Genomic DNA, 13,838 nt, shown 5'->3' on the forward strand with positions numbered 1-13,838 from the left:
CTTTAAAAATGGCCAGTGGTAAGAGCAGTTTACTGGATTTAAATATCGTTTAAGACGGTTAATCTTGATGGTTAAGCATGGATGAACTGACTATACCCTATGGGTTAACCATGCTTCTTGAGTGTCCTGTTGTGTCGTTTCTGACTAAACAGAGTTAGCTCCTGGATCAGACGTTGAGTATATTCATGTTTTGGTGCATTGAATAATTCTTCTGTTGTCGCTTTCTCAACCATCTCCCCATGATGAAGCACCATCACCTTATCGCTAAAGTGACGAATGATGCTGAGGTTATGCGACACGAAAATATAAGACAATCCCATCTCTTTTTGAAGTTTTAACAGTAAGTTGAGAATTTGCGATCGGACCGAAAGGTCAAGGGCGGTGAGCGCTTCATCCGCTATGATTATTTTGGGGTCCAACATCAGCGCACGGGCAACGGCAACGCGTTGCTTCATCCCCTCTGAAATCATGTGAGGATAGAAATCCGCGTGTTCGGGTAACAGACCCACCTTTCTGAGTTTATCAACGACTTGTGCTCTACGCTGTCTGGCATCGAGTTTGGTATTAAACTTGAGTGGTTCATCGAGTAAATCCCCGATTGTCAATTTAGGATTCAGTGATGTGTTGGGGTCTTGAAAAATCATCCTGATGAGTTTACATCTCTGCTTTAGGTTTCTTTTTTCCAGCGCTTCACCTTCGAAATAAATCTCGCCACTACTGCGGACTTCGGCGCCAACGAGTATCCTTGCCAGGGTGCTCTTTCCCGAACCAGCTTCGCCAACAATCGCTAAGGTTTCACCAGTATTGAGCTCAAAGGAGACCGGAGACAAAGCTTGATTATACTCACGTTTAAACCCTTTGTAGCCTGCATAGAAACGCTTACTTAGGTTGTTAACTTGAAGCAGTGGTGTCTTCATTACATGTTTCTTCTTGGTAAGGGAAATGACAGGCAAAATAGCGATTTTTTTTATGACTTAAATTAGGACGGATCACGCATTTCTTTTCGGCGCGTGGGCACCTTGGACCGAGTCGGCAACCTATGGGAAGATGTTGCAGTGCAGGTGCTGAGCCTGGTAGTGTGCGCATGATCGATTTGTGAGCGATTTGTCCCGTGTGGTCCGGAATATTATTAAGCAGTGTTTTAGTGTATGGATGATAAGGATGGGCTAAAATTTCAGCCGTAGGGCCTGACTCCATGATTTGTCCACAATACATTACCGACAGTTGATCACACCAGATTGATAAGGTCTCGAGCTCATGACTGATCAACAGAATGGATACATCCTGTAGCTGGTTTAATTTAGTCAGCAGGCGAAAGATCTGCGCCTGTGTGTCCATCTCCATGGAATTGGTTGGCTCATCGGCTATTAATAGCCTAGGTTGGTTGGCAATAGCCATGGCTATCATCACCTTTTGACACTCGCCTTCGGATAGCTCCCAGGCATAACTGGCCATGACTTTTTGTGTGTCCTTGATGCCAACCTTATGCAGCCATTTTTTGGCGGTCTTCCTTTTATCTGCGTTGCGTCGCCAGAAAGGCAGTTTTTTATTTTCTGGCATAGCTTCAACAAGCTGAGTGCCGACACAAATAACAGGATCTAGGCTGCTGGATGGGTCTTGAAATATCATGGCCATTTCGCTTCCCATCAGGTTGCGTCGCTGCTTCGAACTCATCTCTAACAGATTGTGTCCATCCCACAACATGCGATCGGCCTTGATCGTCCAGTTATGGCCTGGAATCCCTAAGATAGCTCGAGCTAATAAGCTGCGGCCAGAACCGGACTCTCCAACTAAGCCGTGAATTTCAGCCGGGTTGATGGTTAAGCTGACTCTATCCAGTGCCTTGACGCGCCCGTGAGGGGTGTCTAGTTCAATGGTGAGGTTACGAATATCGAGTAAAGGCATAATCAGGTATCAACATTAATTATTGATCGGCGACAGTGCAGATCGTAAGCCGTCACCGACTAAGTTAATGGCTAGGACACAGCACAAGATGGCAATGCCGGGTATCGTCACAGTCCATGGGGCGGTTAACAGGTTATCCATTCCCTGGGATACCATGGCGCCCCATTCAGGGCTCGGGGCTTGTGCGCCTAAGTTTAAGAAGCCCAGCGCGGCGATATCTAAAATGGCTGCCGAGATCCCTAAGGTGGTTTGTATGATTAATGTGTCCCATATATTTGGCATGATGACATACCAGAAAATTTGAAACTGATTCGCACCATCGAGTTTTGCCGCTGTGACATACTCTTTTTGCAACTCTTCATGAATGGCTTGATGAATGGCACGGACAAACTGAGGCGTAAGCGCAATGCCCACGGCCCAAAAAACGTTTTCTAATCCCGGTCCCATCACTGCGACTACTAATATCGCCATTAGCAGAGAGGGGATTGACAACAAGGCATCGAGCAGGTGACTGAGAATACTTGATTTTAGCCCTTTCATCATGCCTGAGATTGAACCGATAATAAAACCGAGAATCAATGATGCGAGGACTATGCCTAAGGCCATACCGAAGGTTAAGTGAGCGCCATGGAGCAGGCGACTGAAAATATCGCGACCTAAATCGTCGGTACCAAGGAAGTGCTCTACTGTTCCGGCTGCATCCCAGGATGGTGCCAACAAGAGTGCGTGTGGATCTTGCTGCTCCGGAGCATAGGGGGCGATAAGCGGACCAAATAGGGCCAGCAATAAGAAACAAATCACAGTCCATAATCCAGCAAAAGCGAACGGATTATCTGAAAAAGCATGCCAGAATCTGCGCATTGGAGAGGGTATCTCATCTTCCTGATAGATCTTAATTTGCGGCATAAAGCTCTTTCCTGCTTAGGGGGTTGATTGCCGTATGAAGGACTTCAATCATGATACTTAAAAATATGATGATCAAGGCAACTGCTAACACACCGCCTTGGATTACTGTGTAATCCCTTTGATAGATGCCCGAGACTAACCAGGCTCCTACACCTGGCCATGAGAAGATGACTTCAACAACCATGGCATAGCTGGCGAATGTGCCTAACATGAGACCTAGATTTTTCAGCACAGGTATCAAGGCGTTGGGAAGGGCATGACGTAACACTATGTGACTGGTATGTAGGCCTCTGGCCTCTGCCGCCTTAATGTAGGTCTTATCCATGATGGATATGATCGCCGAGCGTGTGCTTCTCAGCACCACAGTGAATGGGAGTACGGCCAGTGTAACAGCGGGCAATATGATGTGCTGCAGGGCATCGATAAAGGCTGAGTCTGCATAGGGTGAATCTGAAACAAGCGTGTCAATCAGCACAAATCCTGTGACAGGGGCAATTTCATAGAGCAAGTTTAGCTGACCAGAGATGGGCAACCAGCCCAGTTGTACACCAAACCAGAGTGATAAGGTTAAACCCAGCCAAAAAACAGGAATAGAATATCCAGTTAAGGTGATGGTCATTATGGTGTGTTGGGTGATCTTGTTTTTACTCATCGACGCCAAAACGCCAAGGGGTATACCGAAAAGCAGTGCTAACATTGCAGCGACAATAGCCAGTTCGAATGAGGCGGGTAATACTGCCGCTAGCTCATCTGTCACTGGTTGCTGTGATGTAGCTGAAATCCCCAAATTACCCGTTAACCTTTGCTGAAGATATCCAATAAATTGGCCGAATTGGTTGCTCTCGAGTCGATAATCTTGATCGATTTGTGCGATCTGTTCGACTGTTGGCGCATGTATGCCGGTCAGCGAAAACCGTATCTCGACTGGGAAGTGGTGTGTGGCGATAAACAGCACCGCGAGTAGTACCAAGGATGTGGCCACAAACAGATTCATTCTACGTAACAGATATCGAGCCATTATCTTACCTCCTCAATAGTCATCATATCCCTATGGCGATCGGCATTAAAGGATATTCCACCAAATGGAGTGAGCTGGCTATTATCTATTCCTTTTTTCTTCAAAATAAGTCGGGTCGCATGGGCAAAGGGCAGCATAGGTAGCTCTTGTGCAAATAGAGCCTCGGCCTCTTGGTAGAGGGCTTTACGTTCTTTTTTTGAAGTGATTGATTTTGCTTTAAAGAGAATCTCATCGAATTTTGGGTTACACCAACGGGAGCGATTACTGTTCGACAGTACGGATGCGCAGCTGAGGATCGGAGTAAAGAAGTTGTCTGGATCGCTGTTATCGGCATTCCAACCTATAAGCACAGAGTCGTAGCTCCTTTGACTTAATTTCTGGTTGAATACACTCCAATCATAGCTAACGATATTGACCTTAACGCCGATGTCAGCCAGGTCCGCCTGAATGAGTTCAGCCGTTTTATGAGCGTTAGGGTTGTATATACGCGCGACGGGCATGGCCCAGATATCGATAGCGAGATTTTTTATGCCTGCTTCTCTTAAGAGTTGTCTGGCTTTCTCGGGATTATAATCTACCAGGCTTTGATTTTTCGAATATGCCCAGGACATTGGCGGGAGCATGCCCGTGGAGCCAACAGCTGTCTTCTGGTAAACCGCTCTGAGAATATTATCCCTGTCTACGGCGTGGGCTAGGGCTCTGCGTACTCTGACATCATTAAAGGGGGCTTTTTGAGTATTAAACGCCCAAAATGCGACATTAAATCCAGGCAGTGAATCTACTTCTAGTTCATCATGTTCGAAAACAACCGAGAGCTCACCAGCCTTTGGGAGGGCGGAGACACTGCAATCTCCTGTGATGAGTTTAGCCAGTCTGGTGGTACTCTTAGGAGTGATATCAAACACTAACAGTTCTGCGCTGGGTAAGCGTCGCCAATAATCCTCATTACGATGGTAGCGTATATAGTCGTTTTTGACATATTTCACCAGCTGAAAAGGTCCAGTGCCGACGGGCTCTCGGTCAATTTTTTCTGATTCACCTTTTTCAACCAAGGTATCTGCATATTCGGCCGACAAGATAACGGCAAACCCAGATGCTAAGTTGGCGAGAAAAGAGGCATCTTTATGCTTTAGATGGAAGGCGACTTCATAGTCAGACAGTTTTTCAATTGATTCGATCTGTTTATCGAAGCCTATGCTCTGAAAAAACGGGTATCCCGTCTTGGAGATATGATGAAATGGGTGGGATGAATCGATAACCCTGTTGAATGAGAACAACACATCGTCAGCATTGAAATGACGTGTCGGTGCAAATTTTGAGGTGTGATGAAAATTAACTTCTCTTCGTAATTGAAAGGTGTAAGTTAATTCATCGTCACTGAGTTGCCAATGTGTGGCTAAGGAGGGTTCTATCTGGCCGGATCTTATATCGTAATCCACTAGCCCATTGTAGATCTGCTGTGAAGTTGCATCCACCGTCGTTCCTGAAGTGACCAGTTGAGGATTGAAAGATTCAGGGTTCCCCTCGGAGCAATAGACTATCCCAGGTGGGACTAGCTTGGGGCCACAACCTGCAAGCAAAACACAGATGCAGGATATGGTAGGGTATAAAGATAGACGCTTAAGCAGCACTCTCATCGACAGATCAATTTTTCAGGGCTTTGGTGGCCATTTTAGCAGTGCTGATCGTCGATGAGCAATGAACATATGTTATTAAGGCGTATTAAGTTTTATCGAGTAAGTTGTATTTTTTTAAAATGCCGCGTAATTGGTGATAACTTAAGTTTAAAAGTTCGGCGGTTTTCTTTTGATTAAATTGACCCGCCTCTAATGCTTGTTTTAGAAGTGAGACTTCCAAACTTTCACAATGTTCTTTAAAATCAATGGGGAAGGTTATTTGGTCACAGCTGAGTTCAGCTGAGTCCGATGACACTGCATCGCTGCTCGCAACCGGAGCTTGGTTGCTAGCCAGATGTTGTCTCTCGCGTGTCTTCACTCTTGTTGTAGGGCGATAGGGGGAGGCAAAAGGGTCGACCACGATATTGGTAATAGGCGTTTCGGTGTCAGGGTTTCGATAGACGCTTCTCTCCACCACGTTTTTAAGCTCTCGTATGTTACCCGGCCAGTTATGATCCATCAGTTGTTGTATCGCTCTGGGGTTGAAGCCGGGAAATAGCTCATGCTTTAGTTGCCTTGCCATTCCTATGGCAAAGTATTCGGCTAAGGTCATGATATCTTCCTGCCTGTGACGCAGAGGAGGCAAGGTGATCACATCAAAGGCCAATCTGTCGAGTAAATCGGCTCTAAATTCACCGGCTTCGGCTAAGGTGGGAAGATCTTCGTTAGCCGCGCAGATTAACCTGACATCTGTTCGTACTGTTTTACTGCCACCTACTCGCTCAAATTCACCGTACTCTATTACGCGAAGCAATTTTTCCTGGATCAGCCCAGAAGTATTAGCGAGTTCATCGAGAAACAAGCTACCGCCATCGGCGCGCTCAAATCGACCCTCATGCTTTTTATTTGCGCCAGTAAAAGCACCGGCATCATGGCCAAAGAGCTCACTTTCGAGTAAGTTTTCACTCAGTGAAGAACAATTAAGTTTAATAAAGCTTTGATCCCAACGTGTGGACAGGAAATGGAGGCGTTCTGCAATGAGCTCCTTACCTGTACCACGTTCGCCAATAATAAGGACGGGCTTAGACAGAGGTGCGATCTGTGAAACATGCTCCAATACTTCGAGGAGCGCATTTGATTGACCGATAAGATTATCTTGCTGAAATTGATTTGCCACAGTAAGTTTTAGTCTTTAACGCTAATAGTTGGTGAAAATAATAATAAGACCCTCTGTTATTAAAAGAAAGAAAAAGTTAATATATTGGTTAAGTTACTGTATTTTATGAAATATGAAAAGTTGGCACAGAAAGTGGATTAATATCTACGAAACCAACGTTAATTTAAGGACAGCATTATGGGAATTTTCTCTCGCTTCGCAGATATCATTAATTCAAATATCTCTTCATTACTGGATAAAGCCGAAGATCCAGAAAAAATGGTTCGCTTGATTATTCAAGAGATGGAAGACACCTTAGTAGAGGTTCGTTCTACATCGGCCAAAGTATTAGCAGAGAAGAAGGAGATAATCCGTCGCATCACTAAGGTGCAGGAGCAGGTCCACGACTGGGAAGGAAAAGCCGAGCTTGCATTGTCGAAAGACCGTGAAGACCTTGCTAAAGCTGCTCTGGTTGAAAAACAGAAGGCGAGTGAGCTTGCCGATACCTTGACTCATGAACTTGTGGTTGTTGAAGAGCAGATTACTCGCTTAAAAGAGGAGGTTAACTTGCTGCAGCAGAAGCTGGCCGATGCCAAGGCTCGTCAAAAGACCATCATTATGCGTAAGCAAACAGCATCTTCACGTTTAGAAGTGAAGAAGCAACTTGATTCTAGCAAGATAGATAACGCTATGAGTAAGTTTGAGCAGTATGAGCGTCGTGTAGAGGGACTCGAGTCACAAGTCGATGCCTATGACCTGGGCAATAAGAAAAGTTTAAGTGATGAGTTTGCAGCACTGGAAGCTGAAGACTCTGTCAATGCCGAGCTTGAGGCATTAAAAGCCAAAATAAAGAGCAGCAAGGCAAAGACTAAAGCCAAATAATTACAATTCAGAGGTGAGTTATGAACATGGATATTTTAATGGCCCCAATTATTATTTTTCTGATAATCGTGGCTCCCATTTGGCTGATACTTCACTACCGCAGTAAGCGTCAGGTGAGCCAGGGACTTACTGAAGAAGAGTATTCACAGCTTAATGAGCTCATTGGCAGAGCCGATAAAATGGCTCAACGTATCGATACATTGGAAGCGATTTTAGACAGCGAATCACCACAATGGAGGGGACGCAATGAGTAACAGTGACATCAGACTTTGGGCGGTTTCAACCGGCGGGGCAGACTCTTTAAATCGGGGAGTAGCAGTAAGCTATAGTGGCAACAGACTTAGGGTGGTTACAATCGGCGAGGCAGGCCTTTTAACGCGGAGGAATTGAAATGAGTGACACTAGAGGACGTACCTTATATCGCATTCCTCAATCAGGTAAAATAGCTGGGGTTTGTTCTGGAATCGCAGACTATTTCGGCTTTGAAACCTGGCTAGTAAGAGTCGTCGCCGCTTCAATATTTCTTTTAGGTGGCTCGGGAATTGTGTTGATCATCTATGTATTACTTTGGATGATTTTAGATATTAAACCCGGGACCGACAAAAATAAAAAAGCGCATAAGGATATAGAAATAAAGAAAAAGGTTTGGCAATCGGGTGAGCCTCCGAAGATGGCTCTGCGTGATGTAAACTCTCAATTTAGAAGTTTGGAAATCAGGCTTCAAAAATTGGAACGTCATGTCACCTCGGACAGTTTCGACTTGAAACAAGAGATCAATAACCTTTAATCCTTCCAATGGGCGGCCCTGTCGCCCACATAACTTTAAGTGCAGGCTATGGGTCGTATCAACCGCTCTTTATCTAAGTTTGGCAAAACAGTCAGTAATAAAACCCAATCATTCGCCCATAGGGCTTCAGATCGAAATATCAGATTAGCAGTCACTGGACTCTCAGGTTCAGGAAAAACAGCCTTCATCACAGGCCTTGTTAATCAACTTCTTAACGCGGGTCTCTCAGGAAAGAGTAATAACCTTCCTTTATGGCAAGTCACCAGAGATGAGCGTTTGTATGGCGTAAAGCGTGCGCTTCAGCCTGACTTGACCGTGGCAAGTTTCGACTATGATTTAGGCATGAATGCCTTAAAGCAAGCCGTTCCGCAATGGCCTGCATCGACACGCAATATTAGTGAAATCAGGTTAACCCTCAAATATCAACCTAGCCAAGGAATATTGGCTAAATTCACCGATAGCGCCAGCCTGTATCTGGACATTATCGACTATCCCGGAGAATGGCTACTCGACCTGCCTATGCTCAAACAAAGCTATGAGCACTGGTCCATGGCGCAGGAGCTGCGTAAGCCGATATTGGCTAAGTCACAATATTATCCGGATTTTGTTACGGCCTTGGACTCGCTGGAATTAGGGTCTAATGCCGACGAAGCAGAGTTAAAGCACATCGCCGAGTTATACCGACAGGTATTGGTAGATTGCGTGCATCAACATGGTTTTTATTATGCTCAGCCGGGTCGATTACTCCTTCCCGGTGAGTTTGCCGGCTCCCCAGTATTGGCTTTTTTTCCTTTGCTAAATACATCCGAAGATGCGCGGGAAAGTCTTGAAAACACCCATGCTAACTCGGCCTATCAAGTATTGAAAACCCGATACAAAGAGTATCAGGACAAGGTGATAAGGCCTTTCTATAAAGACTATTTTTCTACCTTTGACCGTCAGTTGCTACTGGTCGATTGTTTTACGCCGCTAAACAGAGGCAAGGAGCAGTTCGATGATATGACACAAGCGCTTAATGGCATCATGGAGAGTTTTAAATTTGGACAATCTAACCTATTAAAACGCCTGTTTTCCCCCCGAATCGATAAACTGCTCTTCGCGGCGAGTAAGGTAGATCATATCACCCGGGATCAACAAGGTAATGTGTTGTCATTACTGACCCAACTGGTTAAACAGAGTCAGAGACAGGCGAAGTTTGAAGGCTGTGAGGTCGAGACCATGGCCATCAGTGCCATCAAGGCTACCCAGCACGGAATGATCAGATCGGGTAAGGGCGAAATAGAAGTCGTCAAAGGTGTCAGTTTGAATGAGAGAGAGCCAATTACCCTGTTTCCGGGGGAAGTGCCAAAATCATTGCCTGGGGCTAACTTTTGGGGCTCTCAGGGGTTTGAGTTTACCAGCTTCGCGCCACCTAATTATGCTCCTCAATCAGATGAAGCCGATTTTGAACATATACGACTAGACCACTTGCTGCAATTTTTGCTCGGTGACAAGCTTAAATAGTTGGCCGTGTTGAGAGAATCATATGAAAGATAGAGAAGCTGCCTCTTCGCAAGAGAATAAGAAAGATAGTGAAAAAGAGGCTGAGCATACGATAAAACAGAAGCAGGTATTTGAATCCAGAGCGGGTGAAGTAGCGCCAAGCTTTCGGGAAGCTGAGCGATTCGAAGAGCAAGCTCAATTTATTGAGACCCCTCATGATAAAGAGGAGGAGGTCTTGACCGATGAGGTCATAGATAATGAAGTCGCCTCCAGCTTATCCGAACGTTCTGGATTATTTGAAAATAGTTCCAAACGTACAGTCAAACCTCGATGGTCTGTGCTTGCCAAACTTATCATCATGGGACTCATCGGCCTGGTTATCACAGAGACGACTCTGGGACTGAGGGACGCTTGGTTACAGAGCCCTTGGTTATTCGGTTTGTACTCCAGTGTGACTTTATTGATCACGTTATGGGCGGGGAAACTCATATTTCGTGAATGGCGTCATTTACTCAGGCTAAAGTCGGTGGAAGAGGCGCAACAAACCGGGGATAGACTCGCTCAAAGTATGCAGCAGGGTGAAGCCGATAAATTTATCGGTAATATCATCACTAATCTACCTGAAGGCATTGACTTTAATAAGTATCATGACGCCAGCCGAGATGGGCATAATGATGCTGAAAAGTTGATTTTATTCGATGAGATCATATTGAGTGATAGAGATAAAGTGGCAAAGAAAATTGTTCGCCGCTTCGCTCAAGAGTCGGCGCTGTTATTAGCGGCAAGCCCTCTGGCAGTGCTCGATATGGCCATTATTCTCTGGCGAAATCAACGTATGATAGTCAAGATTGCCCACTGCTATGGTATTGAATTGGGTTATTGGAGCCGTATCAAGTTGATAAGAGGTGTTATCACTAACATCATCTATGCTGGCACCAGTGAAATTGTCACAGATCTTGGCACTCAATTGCTTTCAGTTGAGATGTCCGGTAAGTTGTCCGCCCGTCTTGGACAAGGACTCGGTGGCGGCCTACTGACGGCACGTCTAGGTTATCAAGCGATGGCACTGTGTAGACCACTCTCCTTTAAAGAGTCTTCCAGGCCAAGGCTTTCAGGAATACATAAAGAGTTATTGTTAGATCTTAAGGAGTTATCTTCTTCGGTATTTAATGGCAAGGTCAAAGAAAAAGTCAAATGTAATAAAGACTTTACATCTTGAACTTGATTATTTCTCATCCGCTGTTTACTCCGGATAGTGTCTGGGTACATGGTTAAATAACTATCGGTATTTACGTATAATAAAATTAACCGCCGGTGGATACTCAAGTGCAGACCTCGGAGAAATTTTATGCAAGAAAAGTGGAAGCAGGCCACGCAAGTCATACACGCTGGACGTATCAAAGACAGTTCAGGGGCACTCGTTACCCCCTTGTGCCAGAGTGCGACTTTCGTATTTGATAATGCACAACAGGGAGGTGCCAGGTTTTCCGGCGATGAAGCTGGCTATATCTATACTCGACTGGGTAATCCGACCACAGCTGAGTTAGAGCGCAAAATGGCTCGACTCGAAGGTGCCGCAGCGGCAGCGGCTACGGCCTCTGGCATGGCGGCGGTTTCTTCGGCGCTGCTGGCTAACCTTTCACAAGGCGATCATCTGGTTGCTTCCAAGGCCGTATACGGCTGTACCTTTTCACTCATGAGTACTCAGTTAAACAAGTTTGGTATCGACGTCTCATTGGTTGATTTTAAGGATCTCGATGCGATTTCTGCAGCGATAACCGATAAGACCAGAGTGCTTTTTTGTGAGACACCAGTTAATCCTCACCTTGATGTTTTTGACTTGGATGCACTGGCGTCTATTGCAAAAAAGCATGGTTTGATAAGCGTCATAGACAATACTTTTATGACTCCCTTACTACAGCAACCTCTGGCTCACGGGATCGATCTGGTTGTTCATAGTGCGACTAAGTATCTCAACGGACACGGTGATGTCATTGCCGGAATCATCTGTGGCAGTGATGAGCAGATAGAGAAGATAAAATTTGAGACCATGAAAGATTTAGGTGGAGTCTTGTCTCCCCATGATGCCTGGTTGATCTTGCGGGGGCTCAAAACCTTAGATGTTAGAATGGAACGGCATTGTGATAATGCCGACAGAGTGGTCGAATATCTGTTATCTCATCCGAAAGTACTTAAGGTGTATTACCCGGGAATCGAGGGGAGCTATGGTCAGTATCTTCTTGGTAAACAGATGCGCAGGGGTGGTGGAGTGATTGCCTTCGAGCTCAATGCAGACTTAGACAAGTCCATCGAGTTTATCAATAGTCTGCAATTATTTTCTATCGCGGTGAGTTTAGGTGATGCCGAATCTCTCATACAACATCCAGCTTCTATGACCCATGCTACCTATGAGAAAGAGCAGCGGGAAGCCGCTGGCATAGGAGAAAATTTATTACGTATATCTGTGGGGCTAGAATCAGTTGAAGATCTTATTGTCGATCTGGAACAAGGCTTAGCTAACATATAACTCAATACCAATCGACATTTGTCCAATTTCATTATGGAGCCTATATAAAAAAGCCGCATCATGTCATTCATGAAGTGGCTTTTTTATAAGGATAATGCCTAGAAACTCCAGAAAGTATGAGCAACAACGTATAGGACTAACATACTGATAAAGTTGATTATCACACCCGCACGCATCATCTCTGACTGCTTGATAAAACCTGAGCCGTAAACAATGGCGTTGGGAGGAGTCGCCACTGGCAACATAAAGGCGCAAGAGGCTGCAATACCAATAAGCACAGATATCATGATAGGGGATAACCCCAGTGGTTCGGCAATTGCTGCAAATACAGGTACTAGTAATGCGGCACTGGCTGTATTACTTGCAAACTCGGTGAGCATCACTACAAAGAAGATGACAGCTAAAGTAAATAATGCCATATGTGTGTTACCGAAAATATCAGTAACCCAGTGTGCCAGAAACACACTAGTGCCAGTGGCTTTTAAAATTGCACTTAATGTTAAACCACCACCAAACAAGATCAAGACCCCCCAGTCTGTGGTTCGCTCAATCTTCTTCCATTCAACCAGACCAAGACCCGCTAACGTGACGACTGCGCCGAGTGCAACCACAGTATCAAACTGGGCAATGCCTCCAAGTGCTTGAGCGATAGGCTTACTAAATATCCAGCAGCAAACTGTGATAATAAAAACCAGGAGAGTTAATTTACCCTGAAAATTCAGCTTAGTATCAGAAGTCGGTATTTTACATATCACCGAAAGATCGGGCTTAAGGAACAGATACAAAGCAATAAGCATACTTGGTAGCATCAAGGCGACGGTGATCAAGCCAAATTCTAGCCAATCACTGAAACTTAAACCAACTTGTGCAGCGGCAATGGCATTAGGAGGACTGCCGACTAGAGTCCCTATACCGCCGATATTGGCTGAGTAAGCAATACCAAGAAGCATAAACAGATAAGTGTTCTTATGCTCTTTGAAATCAAGCTGCTGTAGAATTCCCAGTGCCAGAGGCAACATCATGGCTGCGGTTGCAGTATTGCTTATCCACATAGAGAGTAAAGCCGTTATGCCAAAAAGTAACATACAAGCAATGCTAAGTTTTCCTTTCGAGGCGGTTAGCACCTTTTGTGCTATGAGTTTATCTATTCCTTGATGGTTCAGGGCCGCTGCTAGTACAAACCCACCGAAGAAAAGGTATATGATTGGGTTAGCGAAGTTACTCATCGCCACTTTGGTTTCAAAGACGCCGAGAACAACAGCAAGAATAGGGATTAATATTGCTGTAATACTGATATGAATCGCTTCAGTTAACCACAAGATGGCAGCGAAGATCAGAATTGATAAACCAGTATTAATGCCTTCTTCGAAGGGAAGAAAGTTATACAGCATGATAAAAAGGACAATATCGGTGAATAATATGACCAGTTTTTTCTGTGGGGCACCGGTATTTTTTTTGATCTGTTCCATCTAAGTTCGACCTTCTTTCTCATTATTATATTTAGCACACACTAACCTAGACGAGGACTTCGGCATAATAATTTGAGGTGTATCTTTGTT

General features: G+C 45.0%; 13 protein-coding genes. 6 read left to right on the forward strand and 7 right to left on the reverse strand.

Annotated features, from left to right (window positions below):
- Positions 1–104 precede the first annotated feature (104 nt).
- The 6 genes from FS373_RS06395 to pspF form a co-directional block, all read right to left on the reverse strand.
- A complete protein-coding gene (locus tag FS373_RS06395) occupies positions 105–917 on the reverse strand; it encodes an ATP-binding cassette domain-containing protein (protein ID WP_144047273.1) in 813 nt (270 codons plus the stop codon).
- Positions 892–1,905: an oligopeptide/dipeptide ABC transporter ATP-binding protein gene (locus FS373_RS06400; protein WP_144047272.1), complete on the reverse strand. Its 1,014-nt coding sequence runs from the start codon at positions 1,903–1,905 to the stop codon at positions 892–894. Before FS373_RS06400 ends, FS373_RS06395 begins: the two co-directional genes overlap by 26 nt.
- 15 nt (positions 1,906–1,920) lie before the next feature.
- Entirely contained in the window at positions 1,921–2,811 is an 891-nt protein-coding gene (locus tag FS373_RS06405) for an ABC transporter permease subunit (protein WP_144047271.1), read from the reverse strand.
- Complete coding sequence (locus tag FS373_RS06410; RefSeq protein ID WP_144047270.1) at positions 2,798–3,829, reverse strand: ABC transporter permease; 1,032 nt, start codon at positions 3,827–3,829, stop codon at positions 2,798–2,800. Before FS373_RS06410 ends, FS373_RS06405 begins: the two co-directional genes overlap by 14 nt.
- Entirely contained in the window at positions 3,829–5,466 is a 1,638-nt protein-coding gene (locus tag FS373_RS06415; protein WP_144047269.1) for an ABC transporter substrate-binding protein, read from the reverse strand. Before FS373_RS06415 ends, FS373_RS06410 begins: the two co-directional genes overlap by 1 nt.
- Before the next feature lie 85 nt (positions 5,467–5,551).
- Positions 5,552–6,622: a phage shock protein operon transcriptional activator gene (gene pspF, locus FS373_RS06420; RefSeq protein WP_144047268.1), complete on the reverse strand. Its 1,071-nt coding sequence runs from the start codon at positions 6,620–6,622 to the stop codon at positions 5,552–5,554.
- A gap of 177 nt (positions 6,623–6,799) precedes the next feature.
- Here pspF and pspA point away from each other — a divergent pair, with 177 nt between their 5' ends.
- The 6 genes from pspA to FS373_RS06450 all read left to right on the forward strand — a co-directional run bounded on the left by pspA (position 6,800) and on the right by FS373_RS06450 (position 12,279).
- Positions 6,800–7,483: a phage shock protein PspA gene (gene pspA / locus FS373_RS06425; RefSeq protein ID WP_144047267.1), complete on the forward strand. Its 684-nt coding sequence runs from the start codon at positions 6,800–6,802 to the stop codon at positions 7,481–7,483.
- Between the two features lie 20 nt (positions 7,484–7,503).
- On the forward strand, positions 7,504–7,737 hold the full coding sequence (gene pspB / locus FS373_RS06430; RefSeq protein ID WP_005502001.1) for an envelope stress response membrane protein PspB: 234 nt from the start codon (positions 7,504–7,506) through the stop codon (positions 7,735–7,737).
- Between the two features lie 137 nt (positions 7,738–7,874).
- Positions 7,875–8,270: an envelope stress response membrane protein PspC gene (gene pspC / locus FS373_RS06435; protein ID WP_144047266.1), complete on the forward strand. Its 396-nt coding sequence runs from the start codon at positions 7,875–7,877 to the stop codon at positions 8,268–8,270.
- A gap of 48 nt (positions 8,271–8,318) precedes the next feature.
- Complete coding sequence (locus tag FS373_RS06440; RefSeq protein ID WP_152828976.1) at positions 8,319–9,773, forward strand: YcjX family protein; 1,455 nt, start codon at positions 8,319–8,321, stop codon at positions 9,771–9,773.
- A gap of 22 nt (positions 9,774–9,795) precedes the next feature.
- Positions 9,796–10,971 (forward strand): TIGR01620 family protein, encoded by a 1,176-nt coding sequence (locus FS373_RS06445; RefSeq protein WP_152828977.1) that lies wholly within the window; start codon positions 9,796–9,798, stop codon positions 10,969–10,971.
- A gap of 129 nt (positions 10,972–11,100) precedes the next feature.
- A complete protein-coding gene (locus FS373_RS06450; RefSeq protein ID WP_144047264.1) occupies positions 11,101–12,279 on the forward strand; it encodes a trans-sulfuration enzyme family protein in 1,179 nt (392 codons plus the stop codon).
- Positions 12,280–12,377: 98 nt separating this feature from the next.
- Here the strand turns inward: FS373_RS06450 and FS373_RS06455 are convergent, their stop codons facing one another.
- On the reverse strand, positions 12,378–13,748 hold the full coding sequence (locus FS373_RS06455; protein ID WP_152828978.1) for an SLC13 family permease: 1,371 nt from the start codon (positions 13,746–13,748) through the stop codon (positions 12,378–12,380).
- Positions 13,749–13,838: the final 90 nt, after the last annotated feature.

This window comes from Shewanella sp. YLB-07, assembly GCF_009377275.1.